Here is a 20,643-nt window from a genome sequence, read left to right as displayed (position 1 = left end):
TGCGTAACCGGCGTTCAGGCTACCCGCGAACGGCGAACCATGTGGCCGTAGTCGGCGAAAAGACGCTCGAAATGCTCCACGTTGCTCACGACATCGCCTGCGTTCCGGCGATGGACGGCCCCCGCGCCGACAGTCCGGATCGCGTTGGTGAGCGAGAACATGTTGCCCGCCTTGTACGTCAGTCCGGCGCCGCCGCGCGCGTGGTCGGCGGCGCCCCCGGCATCGGGAACGATCACGAAGGTGCCGCTGGCCCTGGCTTCCGCCGCGACCATGCAGAAGGTTTCGGCCTCGCAGCCATGGACCACGGCATCGGCGCTCGCCAGGATAGCGGCGAAAGCGGTACGGTCGCGCTCGGGCTCGAACAGGCGGATGTGCGGATTGCCGCCGATGGCCGCCCGGATCGCGCGCTTCTCGCGCCCTTCTCCCAGCAGGACCAGGCCCACGGGCCGGTGCAGGCTGGCGGCGGCGACGGCGTTTATCACCATCGGCCAGCGCTTTTCGGGGGCCAGGCGCCCCGCCGCCACCAGCAGGAGAGCATCCGCGCCCAGCCCGCAGAGGTTCAGCAGCCTGGCCCGCAGGCCGGAATCGCGGTGTGCGGGGGAAAATACGCCGGTTTCGACGCCCAGCGGATGAACGCGCACCCCGGCCACCCCACCTTCCCCAAGCCGCCGGGCCAGATCCCGGTTTGCGCAGACCGTCATGTCGAAGGCCCCGCCCAGATACCGCAGGTGTTCCCAGTAGCGTTCGAAGCTGCGATCGATCGAGGGCCGCGACAGCACCGGCGCGAACCACCGATAGGCATAAGCGGAAAGCGGATCGGCATGCATCACCAGGCTGCGACGCGCGCTACCCCGCCAGCGGGCCACCATCGCCGGGCTGCGCCAGGGCGAAGAGACTTCGACGACATCGGGATGCTCGGCGCTCAAGGCATCGTGCAGCGCCGGTTCGTCAGCGAAATAGCCGTACTTTCGGTCAAGCGGAAAGCGGGGTGAAGGCAGGGTGACGATCCGTGCGCCGGGGCCGCGCTCGGTGACCGAACGGGTCTCGCCCGGAACGATCACGACGATCTCATGGCCGAGCTGCGGGCCGATCCGCAGTTTCTGTTCGATATAAGTGCGGACACCGCCGCCCCGGGGACTGTAGAAAGCGCAAACGTCGACGATCTTCAAGGAAATCGGTCCTTTACCTGAGAGGCGCGACACCCAGGCCGCTGCGGTAGTTCATCACGATCGACAGCCGCGTCAGCCCGGCCCCTGCCGCAAAGGCGACCTTGGCGGCCTTGGGCTTGCTCCAGCCGAGCTTCGGGTTGGACGAGAAGCCGATGCCGTCCACCCTCCAGCCGAACTTGCGGTTGCCGTCGCGGTCGTGAAGCAGGGAAGCGGCATAGGTTCCCGGCCCCGGCAGGCGGATGCACAGTTCCACGGGACCGGCGCCGGGCACGGGAACTTCGACCCGGCGGAACACTTTGCCCGCTGCCAGCAGGAGGTTGTCATCCGCCAGGAAGTCCGCGTCAGTCGCGGGATAGACCTCCAGCTTCAGGTTCCCCTCGCGGTCTTTCAGCCCCGCGACGCTGACCAGCAGCGCCGGGCCGTGCTCGCCCGCTCGGCACTGCCCTTCCTTCTTCCCGAGATCCGGCGAGGAAGGCATCGGCGCTGCGGCCGCCGTCAGTGCTGCCAGGATCACGGCGGCGCCCATCCTCACGGGCGGACCACCCGGCGCGCCAGGTCGTATAACACCAGTCCCAGCCCCAGCAGCAGATGGACCAGCAGGATCGCCGAGGCCATCATCGTCATGAGCGCCGCGATGTCCGTCTCGTGGCCAAGGGTGAAGACCGCCACCCCGGCGAAGACCACGTCCTTGTTCGGGATGAACGGCAGGCGGGAGATCAGCAGTCGCAGCGTGGCCAGCAGCAGCCACCAGGTCACCGGAACGCCCGGCAGGACCATGTGCCAGAGCACCGCCGAGAGGATCGTGGTCACGATGATGCGCAGCAGGTGCATCACGGTGATGAAGCCCAGCACCTCGGCCCCCAGTGAAAAGATCCGGCGCCGGAACGCCATCGCCAGGATCGAAGTGGCGAGCACCACGGAAAGCGAAAGCAGCCCGGTGCGGTTCTCCAGCCCGATGCTCGTGGACCCGACGAAGGGCCACAGCGCGACCAGCAGCACCAGCGTGACCCCGTTGCCGACCATCGCCGAGAGGATCGACACGTCCTTGATCGCCCCGAAAGGTGCCGCCGTCATGGCGCTGCGCCGCCGTGCCCAAGTGTAGAAATAGGCCTCGCCAAGGTAGCCCAGCAGCAATTCGTTGCAGACCAGCTTGCGCAGCAACGCGGCGAAACCCTCGACGGGAAGCTGCCAGAGCCGGCGATAGATCACCCATTCGCTCGCGGGGCCGGCCAGGTAGCTCACCGCGAAAACGAACCAGAAACCGCCGTCGCGCGGCACCATGGCCAGGATCTTCGCCATATCCATGCCGCGCAGTTCCAGGATCACGCCCAGCGCGATCAGGATCGAGAACAGCACCGGCACCAACGACGTGCCGCGTTTCCAGGAAAAGGTATCCTGGGCGCGCAGCGTGACGATCGGGCGCGGGGAACCGGGGTCGCCGGTCGGCGCCGCGGACAGGAGGGAGGCCGGCTGTGGCACTGGGTATTTCCTCAGGGATGAAGAGGGATGTGCGGGAGGCGCAAAGTGCGACTATCGGTGAGTGGGAACGCCCGTCAGCATGCGGATCTGCCGCGCCGAGACGATCGCCCGGCGCATCGCCGCGACATAGGCACCGGCGGCGGACTCCACGGTAAAGCGGGCTGCATACTGGCGCTGGGCGGGGTCGGGCCGGGGCAGGCGATCGGCCTGGGCAATCGCCCGTGCCAGCGCGTCGATGTCCCGCACCGGCACGAGAGTCGCCCGCGTGCCCTGCCCGGCAAGCAGGTCCATGCTGGAGGAGCAATCGGTCGCCACGATCTGCAGGCCAGCCGCGATCGCCTCCAGCACGGCCGCCGGAACACCTTCGTAATCGGAGGACAGGAGCAGGCAATCGGCGTCGCGGAGATAGGGGTCCGGGTCTGTGACATGGCCCGGAAAGTGAACCCGATCCTCGACGGCAAGACGGCGCGCGAGCGTTTGCAGGCGGGCCAGTTCCGGCCCGTCGCCCACGATCGTCAGCGCGTCTCCCGGCCGAAAACCGGCAGCAAAGGCGCGCAGCATGACTTCGAGGTTCTTTTGGGGAACGAGCCGGGACAGGGCCAGGAACCGGTAGCGATGGCGGCTCCTGCCAGGGCGCGGGATCGCGGCGAGGCCATCGAAGCGGTGCCGGGTCATGGCCGGATCGTGGATCGTCACCACCCGGTGCGCGCCCACGCCCAGCCGGTCGACGATCTCGTCATGCATCGGCTCGGCCAGGGCCACGAAGCGGTCGAAGACCATGCCCTGGGCGCGCAGCCAGCCGCGATAGAGCACGCGGTGCAGCGGCGACGTGTCGCGCCGCACCAGATCGTTGCTGATCTTGCAGACGATCGGCGGGCAGCGCTCACCCAGCAGCAGCGACATCGCGAAGCAGACCACCGCGTAAGTGTTTCCCGGGCAGAAGATCACGTCCACCCGTTCGCGGGAAAGGGCCAGAAGGAAGCACCAGATCATCCAGAGCGTCTCGAACCGCGCGGTGGGCACGCGGCTGGAACGGATCCGGTAGGCAAGGCTGGGCGAGGCCCGGCCGCGATCGAGCCCTTCGTCCCGTCCCAGCACGATCATCACCTGATGGCCGGTCTGCTGCCAGTGCTCAGCCAGGCCCAGTGCCACGCGCTCGACACCGCCGGGTTCGAAGCTGTGGATGGGTATTGCGATCCGAAGGGGCACTGTCATGCCCATGGGACTCCGCGCCCCGGCAAGACCCGCACCATCCCGGTGCGGTAAAACAGGATTTATTCGATCAGGTCGGCGTAGCGGCCGGGAACGTGGCGGCGGGAAAAGGCGCGGAGCGTGGCATCCACGCTTCCGACGATGGAGGGCTTGGTCACGTCCCCGGGATGGACCGCCAGCCGAAGGGTCTTCAGCGGCTGGAGCGCGGGCCGGGCCAGAGCGGCGAAGGCCAGCGAGGATGCCGTGCGCATCGTGCTGCGCGATGCCCAGGTCACCACCGGCCCTTTCGCCAGCGGCTTGTCCTCATGACCCGGCCGCCAGACGCGGAAGTGGTCCTCCGCCAGCGGGAACCCGCATTCGGCAAGCGCCTGCATGGCGCCGGGTCCATAAAGCCACGCCGGCGCGATGAAACCCGCCGCGGGCCTGCCGATCACATCCTCGATCAGCGCCTTGCCGTCCGCCATCCGCTGCAGCGCATCGGCATGGGAGAGGCCGAGGAACTCCCCTTCGCCGGCCGTCATGTGGCGCGCCTTGAAGCCGGCAGCGCCCTGATGCCGCGAACCGTCGCGGTGGAACCAGCCGTGGACGAACATCTCCACGCCTCGCTCCGCCCAGCCGCGGAGCCGCGCCTGGAACGCCGGTGCCTGCGCCAGCGGCGCGCGGCCCCAGTGGTCCGGCACGACCAGCATGGCATAGCGCGCCGGTCCCAGCCGCGCATCGATCAGGTCCGCCAGGCGGTCGACCTCGCTTTCGAAACAGGGCGCGACATCGTGGATGGAGACGAGCAGGCGTCTTTCAGAAACTGGCATCGATTCCGATCCTGATGGAGCGCGGGCGCATCGGAGTCTGCTGTAGGCCGTCCGCAACGGTAAAGGGATTGCCGAAAGCAAATGTGTTGGCGCGGTTGTTCAGCACATTGTCGAGATCGAGCGACATGCCCCACTTGCCGAAGCCCAGGCGGGCGCCGGTGGAGACATCGTAATAGCGCCCCTGCCCCAGCGCGAAAGGCGCGCGGATGGCCAGCTTCGAATGGCCGACATAGCGCACGGCGGCGTCGACCGTCAGGCGAGCCCGGCCCATCTGCCGGTCGTACTTGCCGGCCAGCCGCCACCCCTCGTCGGCGATGTTGGGCAAGTCGCGGTCGGTGGCATCGGCGAAGTCGGGGGCCGGCTTCGAGAGGTCGCTGGAATTGAGGAACCCGGCCGCTTCGAAAGAAAGGAAGTCGCGGGGATGCCAGGCCAGCGAGAATGCCAGGTTGCGGACCCGGCCCGAGCCGATGTTGGCGATATAGGGCAGCCCGTCCAGGCCCACGAGGTCTGCCTGAACGTCGCGCCACTGCGCGAGCGACGCCGCGATGCTGCCCGACAGGCGCGATCCCTCGTCCATGCCGAAACGCAGCCCCCCTTCGAGCGTGCTGATGCGGTCCGCACCGAAACGCTCGGCCGACTGCGAGTTCGAGGAGCCGGATACCTGAAGTCCGCCGGGCCGATAGCCCTGCTGGAAACGCCCGTAAACGAGCAGGCCCGGCCGCGCCGTCCACGAAAGCGCCGCGGACGGCAGGAAACGTCTCTGGGTCCGCGCCGGCTCATAGTCCTCCGAGGCCATCTGCCCGGTGAACTGGCTGGTCTGGCGCACATAGCTCAGCCGCCCGCCCACCGTCAGCACCAGATCGCGCATCACCGGCACGCCTGCCTCGCCGAACGCGGCAAGGTCGAGCGTGGTATTCGAAAGGCTGGTCAGCAGATCGGGCGCGCCGGGGGTGCCCAGCCTGCGCGCCACGCGGTCGTCGTTGTGCACCAGGCTCACGCCGCCAAGCCAGGTGCCGGAACCGCCCCATTCCCCGGAGAGCCGGGTTTCGTGGGAGAGCAGGCGCACCTTGATCTCCTCGGTGAATTCGGCCGGACTGCCGGCGCCGGAGCGTGTGGCATCGAACGTGGAATCGATCGAGTGATCGGCATATCCGGTCGAGGACAGGAACTGGAGATCGCCCCAGTCGCGCCGCAGCGTCACGTCGGCCAGGCGGTAGTCGTTGTCGAACGGCTGGGCGATGGCGGAGCGGCGGATCAGGTCGGGTTCTCCGCGCAGGGTATATTGCCCATCGCGCGAGCCTATGTCCTGGCTCAGCGCCGAGAGGTCGATCGTCCAGGCCTGGTCCGGCTGCCAGCGCAAGGCAGCCCGGAAGCCCGAGGTCTTGTTGCGGTTGATGTCCTTCAGGCCCCGCTCGGCGTCGTCGATGTAGCCGCCCTCGATACTCTGGTAGACCACGGCCCTGAGCGCGACCTTGCCTTCCACGAGCGGCAGGTTGACGGTGGCCACGGCATCCCCGCCCGGGGCGCCGTCCTGCGTCGCGCGCAGCCCGCCCGACAGATTGACCCGCCAAGCTTTCGGATCGGGGGCATTGGGCACGATGCGGATGATCCCGCCCAGCGTGCCCGCGCCGTAGAGCGTGCCCTGCGGCCCTTCCAGCACTTCCACCTGCGCGACGTCGTACAGCGCAAGATCGGGGTCGGGCGCGCTGTAGATCAGGCGCGTCTCGCCGAGGTACTGGCTGATCGTGGCCTGGCTGGAGCCATTGAAACTGCTGTCGGCAATGCCGCGGATGAACACCTTGTTACGCCCCGGCCCGAGGTTGGTCGAGGACAGCTGCGGCAACTTGCCGAGGATGAAACCGGTGCCCTCCCCGCCCGCGCGCGCCAGTTCGCTACGCTCCGGCTGAACCACCGAGATGCTTGCCGGGTAGGACAGCAGGCCAAGACGCTGCTTGGTCGCGGTGACGACGATGTCGGGACCGAAACCTTCCAGCGGGGGTGTCGGCCGCGAAGGCGAACGCAGAGGCGGCGAAGATGCCGCGCCAGACCGGCGCGGCCGAACCGGCGCCTGTCTCACCAACCGCACGGTCCGCGCATTCACGAAGACGAATCCGTAGCCGCTGCCTTCCAGCACCCGGCGCAGCGCCTCGGACACCTCGTAGCGTCCCCTGACCCCGCGCGTGGGCAAGGCATCGAGCCGCGGATCGCCAATCGCGATCGAGATTCCGGCCTGCTCCGACAGCGCGATCAGCGCATCGGACAACCGTCCCGATGGAACCGCAAAGGCCTGTACGGCGCGCGCCTGGGCATAGACCGGCACAGGCACCGGGGCGGCAAGGGCCGCCGCAGCTGCAAGACAGGTTCCCCCAAAGCCATCAACGCGAAATCGACCAACCATCGGCAGTTGCCGTCACCTTCACGTCCAGCAGGGTTTCCATGCGCTTTTGCAGGGCCGCATCGCCCCCATCAAGCTGAATGACACCGGAAAAACGACGATCCGCAAGCTCGGGACCGATCTCTATCGACATGCCCCTGGCCCGCGTGATGTCCGCCGCCACGTCCACCAGCGAAACATCGCGGTAGACCAGCCGGCCCCGCGTCCAGCCGCCGATCTCCCCGACCGGCTTCGCGCCTTCGACGATACGCCCGCCCGCCGCCTCCAGCGTATCCCCGGCATTGAGCCGGAGCCAGGTCATGCCGTCCTCGAACCGCACCGCGCCTTCCGCCACTTCGACGCGCAGCGCGCCCTTGCCGCTGCGCACGTTGAACAAGGTTCCCACGTCGACGATGCGCTGATCGCCCACGGTCAGCGTGAAGGGACGCGCGGCGTCATGATGCACCGTGAACTGCGCCTCCCCGGTCTTGAGCTGGGCCACGCGCGGATCGGACTTGTCGAGTACGATCTCGGTGGCGCCGTTGAGCACGATCCTTGTGCCGTCAGACAGCGCGAATGTCCGCGTCTCGCCCGGTGCGGTCTGCACGGTATAGGCGCTTCCGAGGCTGCCGATCACCGCCCAGCTGCCGAGCGCCGCGAAAGCCACGGAGGCGGCCACGGCCGGCCACATCCAGCGGCGCGGACGATGCACCTCGAAGACTTCCGCCAGGGATTCCGTTTCCGCTTCCGCGGGCTCCACGCGGGCGATCGCCACCGCGGGTTCGAGCGCCAGATCGGCATCGCAGACCGCTTCATAGATGTCGTTGTGGCGGGGATCGCGTTCGAGCCAGCTGGCGAAGCCGTCCCAGTCCGCGTCCGAACCGTCGTTCAGCTTCAGATGCCAGGCGATCGCTTCCTCGCGCATGGTGTTCTCAGCGAGCCCTTGCATCGGTGCCTCCTGTCTGGCCTGCCACGTCCGCATCCAGCCGGCTGCGTATGTCGAGCACCGCACTGTATGCCCTCTGGAGATGTTTTTCGACCGCGCTGAGGCTTATGCCCAGATCCCGGGCGATCAGCTTCTGGGAAACGCCTTCGATCCGGTACTGCCGGAAGACATGGGCGGTCCGTTCGGGCAGTTGGCCGAGCCGCGCCTCCACCCGCGCCAGATGGTCGCGCGCCAGCAGCGTCGTTTCGGGGTCGGGCGCCAGATCGGGCATTTCCGTCTCGGCGCCGGACGATCCAGACCCCGTTCCCGTCCCCTTTCTCGCCCCCGTTCTTGCCGGCGCATCCAGCCAGTCCGCATCGCGCGCCTGCTGCCGCGCTTCGGTGCGGCGGCGGGTATGCGCCATGTTGTTCAGCATCTGGTAGAGATAGGCCCTGGGCGAGCGCACCGGACCGGTCGCGCTGGTTTGCACGCGCAGGAACAGGTCCTGCAGAAGGTCTTCGGCATCCGCCTCGTTCAAGCGCCGCGCCAGCAGGAAGCGGCGCAGTTCGGGGCGGAGCGCCAGGCATAGCTGGCGCAAACCCGCATCGGCGGGCACTTCCTGGCCCTGGGACGTCATCGCTCGTCCTCCCTCCGCAAATGCAGTCTCCCTTCCCAGTTGGATCGGATCATTACGAGATCGCGCCGATGGAGTCATGGTTTTCTCCTCAGAACGACGAATTGAAAGTGAGGCCGGCTTCGCTGGCGTGGCGCATCGTTCCGCCGCTGCAAGTGCCGAGGCACGCCGCGCGGCTGCCTTCGCGGACTTCCAGCATCATCCAGGATCGCGCCGACCGGGCGGAACCGCCAACCGCAAGCTGCACGGCCGCGCGCAAGCCGCTGGCGGCGGCAGCCTCGCCATTACCCAGGCGCGTCACGTCCAGGTCCATGCGGCGCCGGCCCCAGCCGCCCTGCCGGTACCATCCGGTAGAGATGGCCAGCCGCTCGCCGTGGTCCCAGGTCACGTGCGCGTCGGCATAAGCAGCCCTGGACCTGGCCGGAAAGGCGACGGCCGAAAACGCGCGCCGACTGGCCTTGCCCATATCGGCCCGCAGCCGGATCGCATCGCCGCCGCCCAGCGCATGCCAGGCCTCCATGCCGGCCTGCGCTCCATGGAAATGGCGCGCAGCGGCGCAGCACGCGTCTTCGCCGAGCCGGGGCGAGCGCAGCGACAGAAAGTCGAAGCTCCAGCCCGCATCGCCCTTGTCCATGGAGAAGTCGATCACTTTTGCCCGGTCGACGGCCGCGCGGTCCTGCGCGGTCCAGTGGACCTGGCCGGGCAGCAGCGACACGGCATTGGCGCCCTGCACCTTGATCGCCCGCGTCTCGGCCCCCAGCGGCGCCGCCGCTGCCAGCACGCAGATAAAACTCAGGGTTCTGGTTCCGCGCATCCGCGCCGCTTCCCTCTGTTGCCGTCCGGGCAAAGGCCGGGACAGCCATGAGACTCCGCCGATCGAAAGGAACCGCACATGCATTTTCCCTGCACTTTCGCCATGCGGGTGACGCGGGCCCGCGGCGTCTATTGCCGGAACCTGTGGGAGTATCTCGCGTGAAGCGCCTGCGCTTGTTGACCCTTGCTGCCCTGGCCGGGATTGCGGCCCTTAACCTGCCGCTCGCATCGCCTGCCGCGGTGTCCGAAGTGCCCGGCGACGCCCGGCCGCTTCCCGAAAACGAACTTTCGGTCATGACCTACAACGTCAAGGGCCTGCCCTTCCCCGCCGCCTATGGCCGCGCCGACAAGCTGGAGGAGATCGGCAAGCGCCTTGGCGAACTGCGCATCGCCGGGCGCCAACCCCATGTCGTGCTGCTGCAGGAGGCGTTCATCCCCGAAGCCAAGGCCATAGCCCGGGGCGCCGGCTATACCCATGTCGCCATCGGGCCGCAGATCGCCGATGTGGGTTCGCAAGTCTCCGACACCGACTTTGCCGGGCACGCCTCGTGGTTCAGGGGAGAAGGGATCGGCAAGTGGGTGGACAGCGGACTGGTGATCCTGTCCGACTACCCCATCGTCCAGACCCGCAAGATGGCCTTCCCCGCCGATCTCTGCGCCGGGTTCGACTGCCTTGCCGCCAAGGGCGTGCTGCTCGCCTGGGTGAAAGTGCCCGGGCACGACGACCCGATCGCCATTGCCGACACTCACCTCAACTCGCGCAAGGCCTCGGGCGTGGGTGTCGCACGGGCGAATGCGGCCTATCTCGGGCAGGTTGCCGCCCTGCGCGGCTTCATCCGCGACAATGTCCCTTCCAGCACCGACCTGATCTTCGGCGGAGACTTCAACACCGGGCATGACAAGGCACGGATCGCAGCCCAGACCGCCGCCGGCGGTATCGTCGGGGGCGGCAGCGAGGCGACCCTGGCTGCCGCTGCGCACCGCCTGCCGGGCATGACCCTGCCGGACCGTGCCGCGATCCTCGGCCGCGCCAAGGACAAGCAATACTTCCGCGCCGGTGCCAACGGCCGCCTGACGCTGCGCGCCTTCGACGTCCCCTTCGGCCTCGGCAATGGCGGGAGCGGGCTTTCAGACCATCTCGGCTACGTGGCCGACTACGCGCTCTGAGGCGGGCTCAGGATTTCCGCGGAAGCCGCAGTTCCACGGCGAAGCCCGGTACGTCGAGGATCGACACCGAGCCGCCATGCGCCTCCGCGATCGCCTTGACCATGCTGAGGCCCAGGCCATGCCCGGCCGTGGAACGCGCCTGCTCGCCGCGCGCAAAGCGATTGAACAGTCGCTCCCGACCCGCCTGCGAGGCTCCCGGCCCATCGTCCCCGACGACCACCGAGACGCCGCCTGCCGTGGGGCGCGCGTAAAGCTCCACCGTCGTACCCGGCGGGGTGTGACTGAGGCCATTGTCCAGCAGATTGGCCACGACCTGGCTCAAAAGCCGGTGATCGCCCTGCACCGACAAGTCCGGCGCGATCCAACATTTCAGGATGTGCCCGCTGTCCTCGAAATCGGGCCTGTAGCTCTCCGCCATCTTTTCCAGCAGCGCCGTGAGGTCCAGCCGCTGGCGGGGCAGTCGCTCGTTCATGCCCTCGATCTCGGCGATGCGCAGCAGGGCGGCGAATATTTCCAGAAGTTCCGCCGCCTGCGCACGGGCGCTGTCGAGGCGCTCCGCACGCAAGGCCTCGTCGTGCTCCCCGGCGGCCTGGTCCAGGCTGCCGCAGAGCCGCGTCAGCGGGGTACGCAAGTCATGGGCGACGTCGCTGGACACCTGCCGCAGGCTCTCCATCAGTCCCTCGATACGGTCGAGCATGGCATTGAGCGTGCCGGCCAGCCGGTCGAACTCGCTTCCCGATCCATCGCGCGGGACGCGGCGCGTGAAGTCTCCGCCGATGATCGCCTGCGCCGTCGCGTCGATACGGCTGAGGCGGCGCTGAGTCAGCCAGCCGATGATGCCGGCCGCCAGCGCGCCGACCACCAGCATTGCCGCCAGCGCCCCGGCAAAGAGGATCGCCAGCGTCCGGTCGATCTCGTCCAGGCCCGAACGGTCGGCTGCGACCACCAGCGTGCCGCCTGCGACTTTCGTGGTGAGCGCCTGCGCGGTGGCGACCTCGTCCTGCCCCGGCTTGCGATAATGGAGGAACTCCTCGAAGCCCGGCTTGGCAGGAACGTCAGCCTGGAGGCTCCCGGCCAGACGCCTGCCCGCCTGGTCGACCAGCAGGTATTCCAGGCTCGCCGTGGACCGCGAAGCCTCGCGGCGGGTGATGGCGCCGGCGATTGCGGGCAGTCCATGGCGATGGGCCTCGGCCAGCAATCCCGCCGTTTCCGCCGCAATGCGGTGATCGAGCTGCTGCTCCAGCGCCTCGTGCGTCACTTCATAGGATATTGCGCCGATCGCGAGGATGGCCGCCGCGAAGACGATGCCGACGATGGCCACCAGCCCGGTCGTGGTTCGCCAGAGCCGGCGCAGCCATACTCTGGGCTTGCGCAGCATCAGCCGCCCCGCATCATGTAGCCCGCGCCGCGCACGGTCTCGATCGCATCGCCGTCGAACCCGGCGTTGAGCTTGGAGCGCAGACGGCTCATGTGCGTCTCGACGATGTTGGTCTTCGGATCGAAGTCGAAGTCCCAAACGCGTTCCAGCAGCATCGTGCGCGTCATGACCCGGCGCGGGTTGCGCATCAGTTCGGCCAGCAGCGTGAACTCGCGCGGCTGCAGGGTCACGCGCCGCCCCCCGCGCTCCACCGTCCGGCGGTCCAGGTCGAGCACGATCTCGCCCACGATCAGCCGGTTCGCATCGACGCGCACTTGCGGGCGGCGGCCCAGGGCATTGATGCGCGCGCTCAACTCGGAAAAGGCGAAGGGCTTCACCAGGTAGTCGTCGGCCCCCGCTTCCAGCCCGTCCACCCGGTCCGCGATCCCGCCGAGCGCGGTCAGCATCAGCACCGGCGTGCCGTTTCCGGTGGCCCGCAGCGCCTTGAGCAGGGACAGCCCGTCCAGCCCCGGCAGCATGCGATCGACGACGATGACATCGAACGCGCCGTCGGTCGCGTGGAACAGGCCGTCGGCGCCATCACGCGCACAACCCACGATATGTCCCGCCTCTTCCAGGCCCTTGGCGATGAAGCGCCGTGTCTCTTCGTCATCTTCGACGATCAGGATTCGCATGGCCCAGCCTAGCGCGCCTGCGCACCGGTGCGCCAGCCGCCTCCGAGCGCGCGGAACAGGGCGACTTCCGCCTGCCCCACGGCCAGATCGCTCTGGACCTTGGCCAGGCGCGCGGCGGCAACGGTGCGCTCTGCGTCGACCTGGAGCAGGCCCGCCGCATCGCCGTAGCGCACGCGTGCCGTGGCACGGCGGGCATAGGCCTGCGCTTGAAGGGCCGCCTCGCCCAAGTCCCGGTTGCGGCGGGCTTCGGCATCATAAGCCGCCAGCGCGGTCTCGACCTCGCGCAGCGCTTTCAGCATCGCCACATCCCATCCGGCCAGCGCCGCCTGCTCGGAAGCGCGGGCCTGCGCCATCTTCGCGCGGGCCGGAGCGATGTTGGGAAAGGCCCAGCTGATCAGCGGCGAGGCGGCGGCGTCGAACCCGCCCGCGAGCAGGCCAAGCGCTCCGCCGAGATTGACCCTCGGGTAGAACTCGGCCCGCGCCACCCCGATGCGGGCGGCGGCGGCGGCCAGCTTGCGCTCCGCCTCGCGCACGTCCGGGCGGCGCAGCAGCAGCGCGGTGCCGTCGCCCACGGGCGCGGCAGCCTTGAGACGCGGCGCGGCCTTGCAGGTCAGCGGCAGCGTGCGCGCCTCGGCAGGCGGGCGGCCCTGCAGCGTGGCTATGCGGTAGAGCGCATTCGAGCGCCCCGCCTCGAACGGCGCGATCCCGGCGCGCGTGGAGGCAGCAAGCGCGGCGACTTGCGACACTTCCAGCGGCGAGACTTCGCCGGCGGAAAACTGCTCGCGCACCAGAGCCACCGACCGATCCTGCGCGGCGGAGACGGCCCGAGCCTCGGCCATGGCACGCGTGGCGGCGCAGAACTCGACATAGGCCTGCACGGTGTCCGCCACCACTGCGACGCGCACGCCGTCCAGTGCGGCCTGCTGCGCCTCGGCATCGGCGCGGGCGGCCAATGCCCCGGCGCGCAGGCGCCCGAACAAGTCGATGTCCCAACTGGCAGTCGCCCCGATGTCCCAGTCGCTGGCCGAGACCGAGGCGGCGCTGGGCTGATTGCTGGGGTCGTCGACCGTCAGAGCGCTCTCGATCGTGGTCGTCGGCAATCGCGCGGCCTGCGCCTGCTTCAGGGCGGCGCGGGCCCCATCGAGGTTGGCGTAGGCAACTCGCAAGTCCGCATTGGCGGCAAGGCTCGCCTCCACCAGCGCGTCGAGTTGGGGATCGTCGTAGAGCCGCCACCAGTCGTCCGGTACCGCCTCGATCGAGGCGACCGGCAGCGCGGCGAACGGCCCCCCAGCGGCGGGCGGCACCACCGTCTCAGGCGGCGTAGGTACGCTCATGCAGGCGGAGACGGCGAGCGCGATCAAGGGCGCGCTCCAGCGCGAAAGGCGCAGGGTCATGCCAAGACCTCCGTGGGTTCGGCGGACGGCGGCGTGCGTTTCTCCTCCCCGTAGCGCGCGTAGAGTGCGGGCATCAGGAACAGGTTCAGCACGGTCGAGGAGATCAGACCGCCCAGGATGACGATCGCCATGGGATGCTCGATCTCGTGTCCCGGAGCATTGCCGGCCACGATCAGCGGCACCAGTGCCAGCCCGGCGCAGGCCGCCGTCATCAGGATCGGCACCAGCCGCTCCTCCGCCCCGCGCAGTACGAGGTCGCGGCCGAAGGCCATGCCTTCCTCCCGCTCCAGATGGCGATAATGCGAGAGCAGCATGATCCCGTTGCGCGCGGCGATGCCGATTACCGTCACGAACCCGACCAGCGAGCCGAGCGACAGCACCCCGCCCGTCAGCGCCACGGCAACGACGCCGCCGACGAGCGCGAAGGGCAGGCTCACCCCGACCAGCGTGGTGATCCGGCGCGAGCGGAACTCGATCCACACCAGCAGCAGCACACCCACGAGGCAGAGCGCCCCGGTGGTCCACAAGCGCTGGCGCGACTCCCTGAGCGCGGCATATTCGCCCAGCACTTCGGGGTGATAGCCGGTGGCGAACGGAACCTTGCCGACCGCCGCCTCGACGCCGCGCGCCACGGTGCCCAGATCGGCGCCGGACACATTGAGCGTCACGTCGAGCCGGCGCTGGCCGTTCTCGCGCTTCACCTCGTTGGGAGCGGGCACGATCTCGACATCGGCGATATCGGCGAGGCGCACGGGCGCGCCGGTGGGAGACTGGATCATCAGGTCGCGCAAGGCGTAGATGTTGCCGCGCACCGCCGGTTCACCCCAGAGCGCCACGTCGAACGCCTTCTGCTCGCGGTAGATTTCGCCCACTTTCTGCTGGGCCACGAGCGTCTGGGCCTGACGGCGCACCTCACCCGCCGTGAGGCCGAGCCGCGCGAGGTCTTCGGGACGCGGGCGGATGCGCAGCTGGGCAACGAGAACCTGGCTTTCCAGCTTGAGGTCGCTCACGCCCGCAATCCCGGAAACCGCATCGCGGACGCGCTGGCCGGCGGCGCGCAACTCGTCCTGTTCGGGGCCGTAGATGCGCACGACCACGGTGGCCCCCGCGCCGGTCAGCACTTCCTTGATGCGTTCGCGCAGATAGGTCAGCACGTCGCGGAACAGGCCGGGATAGCCGTCCACCACGGACTTGATGCGGGCGACGGAGGCATCATAGTCGGCCTTTTCGTCAAGGCTGATCCATAGCTCGGTGAAATTGGGACCGACGACTTCGTCCGCCTGCTCGGCACGGCCGATGTGGGCGCCGAAGTTGCGCACGCCGGGGATCGCGCGCAGTTCCTTCGAGGCGCGGATGGTGATGCGGTCCATCGCCTCGATAGAGGTCCCCGGCTTCTCGACGAAGTGCATCAGGAAGTCGGTTTCGCGGAAATCGGGCAGGAACTGGTCCTTGAACGTCGCATAGCCCAGGCCGGAGAGCAGCAATCCGCCCGCCACCACGCCGATCGCCATCTGGGGCCGCACGACGAACCGGGGCAGCGCGCCCGCGTAGCGCCGCTTCAGCCAGCGCACCACGCGGGTGTCGCGTTCCTCGGTCAGCGGTGCGCCGGGAAGGAGCAGCAGGCAGAGCGCCGGGGTTACGGTGAGCGCCACCAGCAGCGAGGTGGCAATGGCAAGCACATAGGCGATGGCGAGCGGCTGGAAGAACGTGCCCGCCACGCCGCCGAGGAAGAAGATCGGCAGGAACACCAGCATGACGATCAGCGAGGCGAAGACCACCGCCGAGCGGACCTCCAGCGAGGCGGCCAGCACGACTGAAAAGGCGGAGCGCGGGTTTGCGGCCTCACGCTCCAGCCGCAGGCGCCGGGCGATGTTCTCGACGTCGATGATGGCATCGTCCACCACTTCGCCCAGCGCGACCACAAGACCGGCGATCACCATGACATTGATCGTCGCCCCGCTCCACAGCAGGACCAGGCCAGCGCCCAGCAGCGAGAGCGGGATCGCGGTGAGGCTGATGATGGCCTGCCGCCAGTCGCGGGTGAAAAGGAACAGCACCGCCGCCACCAGGCCGCAGCCGATCAGCAGGGCGCGCGTCAGGTTGTCGATCGAGCGTTCGATGAACGTGGCCGGGCGGAAGATCGTGGTGTCGACCTTCACGTCCTTGAGACCGGGCTTGAGTTCGCCCAGTGCCGCTTCGACGGCCCGGGTCAGTTCCAGGGTGTTGGCGGTCGGCTGCTTCTCGACGATCAGCATGATGCCGGGCACGTCATCGATGATGGCATTGCCGATCGGCGCAGCGTGGCCGTCGATCACGCGAGCGACGTCCGAAAGGCGAATGGGCGCGCTGCCCGATTGGCGCACGATGGCCTGGCCGAGCCCGGCAGCGTCCTGCACCACGCCTGCCTGCTGTACCGCAATGCGCTGGTTCGGCGTGTCGACGAAGCCGCCGCCGCCCACCAGCACCGCGTCTCCGGCAGCGGCGCGCACTTCGGCAAGGGTGACGCCGGCGGCGCGCAGGCGGTCGGGATCTACGAGAACCTGAAGCTGCCGGTCACGCTGGCCCCATACCGCGACGTTGGCCACGCCGGGCACCGCCATGAGCCGGGGCCGGATCGTCCAGCGCACCAGTTCGGACAGTTTCATCTGATCCAGCTTCCCGGAGGTCAGCCCGATCTTCATGGCACGGCTGGTGGAGGAAAGCGGCGGCATCAGCACCGGCTGGCGCGCGGCGAGCGGCAGGCGCGGCTGGACTTGCGCAATGCGTTCGCCCACCATCTGCCGGGCGCGCATCACATCGGTGCCCCGCTCGAACAGGATCTGCACCGACGAAAGGCCGAGCACCGACTTGGAACGCAGTGTCGCCAGGTCGGGCACGCCATTGACGGCAGTCTCGATGGGAACGGTGACGAGGCTTTCCACTTCCTCGGTGGAAAGGCCGGGCGCCTCGGTCTGGATCTCGACCATCGGCGGCGCGAATTCGGGGAAGACATCGAGCGGGACATCGCGCCCCGCGCGAATGCCGAGCACCACCAGAAGCGCCGCCACCGCGAGCACGAGGACGCGCTGGGCGAGCGCGAAACGGACCAGTCCTGCCAGCATCAGTGCGCCGCCCCGAACTCGGTGCCGAAGAGTTCGGCCGCACCCACCGTCACCACTTGCGCGCCCGGCTCCAGACCGCGCGCGAGCAGCGCCTGTCCGCCGGTTTCAGCAGCGACCTCGATGCGCTGGCGCACGAAAGTGTCCTTGCCGGTCATTCGGTAGACCCATTCGCCGCCGTAGATATCGCGAACGATGGCGGAAGAGGGAACCGAAAGGCCCGCAGTCCGGCCCGCCAGCGGCAGCTCCACGGCAACGCGCTGGCCGACCCGGAACTGACGGTCGCGATTGCCCAGGGCGTAATAGAGGTCCACGGTTCCCGCCGCGCTGTCTGCCGAGGGCGGCGCCTGCACCGGCCGGACACCGCGTGCCTGCTCGCGCCCCTGCACGCCAAGCGGGCGCACCATGGCCTCCGCTCCGCGCACGACGGCCCCCACGTCGCTGGCGAAGACCGAAGCCCGCACCCAGAGCACCGACTGGTCGCCCAGTGCCGCGACCGAAGGGCCAAGCAGCCGCCGCTGCTGCCGCGCCGCGCCGAGCGCCGCCTGCGCGGCCGCAAGAGCCGCCGCCGCTTCGTCCCGCGCGCGGATGCTGCCGGCTTCCTCACGCACGAGAGCTTCTGCGCGGGTCAGGGCGATGCGTGCAAGTCGCGCCTGCGCTTCCGTCCGCGCAACCTCGCCGTCGGCTACGGCCTGCTGCGATCCCACTTGAGCCAGATTGGTCAAGGAATTGGTCGGCACGCCCCCGGCGGCGGTGGGCGGAACCACGATTTCGCCGGTTACCTGCCGCACCTGCCGCGCCGAGCCTCCGCCCGCCGGCTGGACAACAAGCCCAAGCCGCTGTTGCGCCCGCGGCGTCAGGGTCAGCTTCAGCAGCTCGCTTTCATGAGCGATCAGCTCCGCATGGGCGGGTGGCGACGAGGATTTCCGAGGCGAATCCTGGCACGCAGCGAGGACCAGCACGAGCAGGATGGGAGCAGACCGATACATGAGGCCGGCCTAGCCGGTGGAGATTGGGAGAGGCTGGATGCAACCTTACCAAATCCCAATGTAGCGCGTGACCAGCCATTATTGCGGCATTTCCGCGCGTTAAATCCGCAGGTTGCCTGCTCCAATGTAACGAGTTGTAACAATTTGTTGCAACCCATCACTGCTATTGATACGCGGTCGCAGAAATTTTCATGAGGGATTCTCAGATTGTCGGTGCGCTCACTCTTCGCTTCGAAGGGCGCTTTCGTGCGCTTTCTCGCTACCTCCGCCATGGCCCTGCCGGCCATCGCCCCTGCGCCCGCCGCCGCCGCTGACGGCGAGCCGGAAGGCTCGATCATCGTGACCGGCGTTCGCGAGAACGAGGGCTATGTCGCGCAGGAATCCGGGGCTGCGAAGATCGCGATCCCGCTCAAGGATCTTCCCCAGTCGGTTGCGGTCGTGCCGTCCGAAGTCCTGCGCGACCAGCGCGCGCTGTCCTTGCAGGATGCCCTGAAGAACGTGCCCGGCGTTTCGTTCTCGCATGGCGATGGCCAGCGCGACCAGGTGACGATCCGCGGCTTCACCGCCATCGCCGACCAATACGTCGATGGCTTCCGCGACGACGGCCTTTATTTCCGCGATTTGTCCAATGTCGAGCGCGTCGAGGTCGTGAAGGGCCCGGCAGCAGTGCTCTATGGGCGCGGCTCGTCGGGCGGCCTGATCAACCGCGTCACCAAGAAGCCGAATGTCGACGTGCTGGCCGGCACCCTGACTTACGGCTCCAAGGATACGGCCCGCGGCGAGATCGACCTCGGCCGGTTCGATCCGACCTCCGGCGTCGGCTTCCGCCTCACCGGCGCGCTGGAAGACAGCGACAGCTTCCGCGACCAGCAGTTCGTGAAGCGCGTGGCCCTGGCGCCCTCGCTGCTGCTCGGCGAAGGCAAGGACACCACCATCCTGATCCAGGCCGACTATCTCAAGGACCGCCGCCTGACCGATTTCGGCATTCCCGCCATCAACGGCAAAGTCGTCGACGTTCCGCGCTCCACCTACTACGGCGCCGCAAATGCCCGCGATACGGACGTGAGCCGTTCGGAAGTCCTGTCGCAGACGGTCACGCTGGCGCATCGGTTCTCGGACGCGGTGTCGTTCCGCAACGGCTTCCGTCACTATCGCTATACCCTGGACCGCCACAACACGAATACCACGGCGGTCAATGCGGCGGCCGGCACGGTCACGCTGTCCCACGGCGGCATCCTGCGCGACGAGGATGGCTGGTCGAACCAGTCGGAACTGACGCACAAGTTCGAACTCGGCGGCACGAAGCACACCATGCTCTACGGCGTGGAGATCGCGCGGCAGGTGAAGGACGCAGACACGATTGCTTCGCGCATCGTCGCAGTCACGCCGATCCTGGCGCCGGTTCTGCCGACGCTGTCCAACGCCAATTTCACGGCCCTGAGCGCCAAGTCCGTCTCCACGTTCGACACCCGCGGCCTTTATGCGCAGGACTTCGTCGAACTGGGCGCGGGCTTCAAGGCGCTCGTGGGTGTCCGCTATGACTGGTTCAGACAGAAGTCGGACCTGATCATTCCGGCGCGTGCGCAGCCGCTGCAGCGCACCGACAAGAAATGGAGCCCGCGTGCGGGCCTGGTGTTCCAGCCGGACGATATCCAGTCCTATTACGCGTCCTGGAGCACCAGTTTCCAGCCTTCGGCAGAGACTTTCGCGCTGGCGGCCAACAACACCGACATCGCGCCAGAGAAGACCACCAACAAGGAAATCGGCGCCAAGTATACCCTGCTGGACAGCCGGCTGAATATCCAGGTCTCGGCGTTCATTCTCCGCCGTACCGGGATCAAGGGCAGCGATCCGGCAAATCCGCAAGTCGTCGTGCCCATCGGCACCCAGCGCACCCGCGGCATCGAGGTATCCGGTGCGCTCGACCTGCCTTCGGGCTTCCGCGCCATCGTGGGCTACGCCTACCTCGACGCGCAAGTGACGGACTCGGCCAACCCCCTCTTCGTGGACAAGGGCGCCACGCTGACCCCGAAGAACGCCGCCAATGCCTTCATCACCAAGAGCTTCGGCGAGAAGTTCGGCATCGGCGCGGGCGCCAACTACGTCGGCAATCGCTGGGCCGACCCTGCCAACACCACCGTGCTGGAGCACTACTTCACCGCAGACGCCATGGCCTGGACGCAAGTGGGTCCGGCCCGGTTGCAGATGAACGTCTACAACCTGTTCGACAAGAACTACATCGTCTCCGGGCATGGCACGTCTCCGCTGCTCAACCTTCCGGGCGCACCGCGCACGGTCCTCGGCACGGTCCGTTTCGCACTTTGATCGCCGCCAGAGCCCGGCCCATGCGGCCGGGCTCTGGCAGAACCCGCCTCCGAAGTTTTTCCGGACGGACCGCAACGCCGCGCCTCGGCGCGCTCATCGGCCCGGGATGAATGCCAACTTGCACTCCGCCGCGCATTGCGCTTTCGTTGTCTCCTGGCCGCGGTGCGACGGCCGACGGGGGGCGAGAATGAAAAGCGTGGCAA

At 68.2% G+C, this 20,643-nt stretch carries 16 protein-coding genes; 2 read left to right on the top strand and 14 right to left on the bottom strand.

Going from position 1 to position 20,643, the window contains the following annotated elements; translation table 11 throughout:
• Positions 1–14 precede the first annotated feature (14 nt).
• The 9 genes from EDF57_RS06695 to EDF57_RS06655 form a co-directional block, all read right to left on the bottom strand.
• Positions 15–1,169 carry a glycosyltransferase gene (locus EDF57_RS06695; RefSeq protein ID WP_134093562.1) on the bottom strand — a complete coding sequence of 385 codons (1,155 nt, stop codon included), beginning with the start codon at positions 1,167–1,169 and terminating at the stop codon, positions 15–17.
• 13 nt (positions 1,170–1,182) lie between these two features.
• The gene (locus EDF57_RS06690; RefSeq protein WP_134093750.1) at positions 1,183–1,695 is read right to left on the bottom strand and encodes a DUF2141 domain-containing protein; all 513 of its coding nucleotides are present in this window, start codon (positions 1,693–1,695) and stop codon (positions 1,183–1,185) included.
• A 2-nt stretch (positions 1,696–1,697) separates the two neighbouring features.
• Positions 1,698–2,648, bottom strand: a complete 951-nt coding sequence (locus EDF57_RS06685; protein ID WP_243840923.1) for a hypothetical protein — start codon at positions 2,646–2,648, stop codon at positions 1,698–1,700.
• 51 nt (positions 2,649–2,699) lie between these two features.
• Complete coding sequence (locus EDF57_RS06680; RefSeq protein ID WP_166675192.1) at positions 2,700–3,863, bottom strand: glycosyltransferase; 1,164 nt, start codon at positions 3,861–3,863, stop codon at positions 2,700–2,702.
• Between the two features lie 59 nt (positions 3,864–3,922).
• Positions 3,923–4,669: a polysaccharide deacetylase family protein gene (locus EDF57_RS06675; protein ID WP_134093560.1), complete on the bottom strand. Its 747-nt coding sequence runs from the start codon at positions 4,667–4,669 to the stop codon at positions 3,923–3,925.
• Positions 4,656–6,995, bottom strand: a complete 2,340-nt coding sequence (locus EDF57_RS06670; RefSeq protein ID WP_243840922.1) for a TonB-dependent receptor — start codon at positions 6,993–6,995, stop codon at positions 4,656–4,658. The genes EDF57_RS06675 and EDF57_RS06670 overlap by 14 nt, the downstream gene beginning before the upstream one ends.
• Positions 6,996–7,044: 49 nt before the next feature.
• Positions 7,045–7,992 carry a FecR domain-containing protein gene (locus EDF57_RS06665; protein ID WP_134093558.1) on the bottom strand — a complete coding sequence of 316 codons (948 nt, stop codon included), beginning with the start codon at positions 7,990–7,992 and terminating at the stop codon, positions 7,045–7,047.
• Positions 7,976–8,605 carry a sigma-70 family RNA polymerase sigma factor gene (locus EDF57_RS06660; protein ID WP_134093557.1) on the bottom strand — a complete coding sequence of 210 codons (630 nt, stop codon included), beginning with the start codon at positions 8,603–8,605 and terminating at the stop codon, positions 7,976–7,978. Before EDF57_RS06660 ends, EDF57_RS06665 begins: the two co-directional genes overlap by 17 nt.
• Before the next feature lie 88 nt (positions 8,606–8,693).
• Positions 8,694–9,416: a hypothetical protein gene (locus EDF57_RS06655; protein WP_134093556.1), complete on the bottom strand. Its 723-nt coding sequence runs from the start codon at positions 9,414–9,416 to the stop codon at positions 8,694–8,696.
• A gap of 158 nt (positions 9,417–9,574) precedes the next feature.
• On the opposite strand from EDF57_RS06655, the gene EDF57_RS06650 reads away from it, so the two are divergent.
• Positions 9,575–10,582, top strand: coding sequence for an endonuclease/exonuclease/phosphatase family protein (locus EDF57_RS06650; protein ID WP_134093555.1), 1,008 nt, complete (start codon positions 9,575–9,577; stop codon positions 10,580–10,582).
• 7 nt (positions 10,583–10,589) lie between these two features.
• Here the strand turns inward: EDF57_RS06650 and EDF57_RS06645 are convergent, their stop codons facing one another.
• The 5 genes from EDF57_RS06645 to EDF57_RS06625 are packed head-to-tail and all read right to left on the bottom strand — an operon-like array spanning position 10,590 to position 18,115.
• Entirely contained in the window at positions 10,590–11,960 is a 1,371-nt protein-coding gene (locus EDF57_RS06645) for an ATP-binding protein (RefSeq protein WP_134093554.1), read from the bottom strand.
• Positions 11,960–12,634: a response regulator transcription factor gene (locus EDF57_RS06640; RefSeq protein WP_134093553.1), complete on the bottom strand. Its 675-nt coding sequence runs from the start codon at positions 12,632–12,634 to the stop codon at positions 11,960–11,962. Before EDF57_RS06640 ends, EDF57_RS06645 begins: the two co-directional genes overlap by 1 nt.
• Positions 12,635–12,642: 8 nt before the next feature.
• Complete coding sequence (locus tag EDF57_RS06635) at positions 12,643–14,028, bottom strand: efflux transporter outer membrane subunit (protein WP_134093552.1); 1,386 nt, start codon at positions 14,026–14,028, stop codon at positions 12,643–12,645.
• Positions 14,025–17,129, bottom strand: a complete 3,105-nt coding sequence (locus tag EDF57_RS06630) for an efflux RND transporter permease subunit (RefSeq protein WP_134093551.1) — start codon at positions 17,127–17,129, stop codon at positions 14,025–14,027. Before EDF57_RS06630 ends, EDF57_RS06635 begins: the two co-directional genes overlap by 4 nt.
• On the bottom strand, positions 17,129–18,115 hold the full coding sequence (locus EDF57_RS06625) for an efflux RND transporter periplasmic adaptor subunit (protein ID WP_134093550.1): 987 nt from the start codon (positions 18,113–18,115) through the stop codon (positions 17,129–17,131). The genes EDF57_RS06630 and EDF57_RS06625 overlap by 1 nt, the downstream gene beginning before the upstream one ends.
• Before the next feature lie 213 nt (positions 18,116–18,328).
• Here EDF57_RS06625 and EDF57_RS06620 point away from each other — a divergent pair, with 213 nt between their 5' ends.
• Entirely contained in the window at positions 18,329–20,440 is a 2,112-nt protein-coding gene (locus tag EDF57_RS06620; protein WP_243840921.1) for a TonB-dependent siderophore receptor, read from the top strand.
• Positions 20,441–20,643 lie beyond the last annotated feature (203 nt).

This window comes from Novosphingobium sp. PhB55 (assembly GCF_004368805.1).
Classification (GTDB): Bacteria; Pseudomonadota; Alphaproteobacteria; order Sphingomonadales; family Sphingomonadaceae; genus Novosphingobium.
Note: the sequence above shows the minus strand (reverse complement) of the source record. Positions and strands in the feature narration are given on the sequence as shown.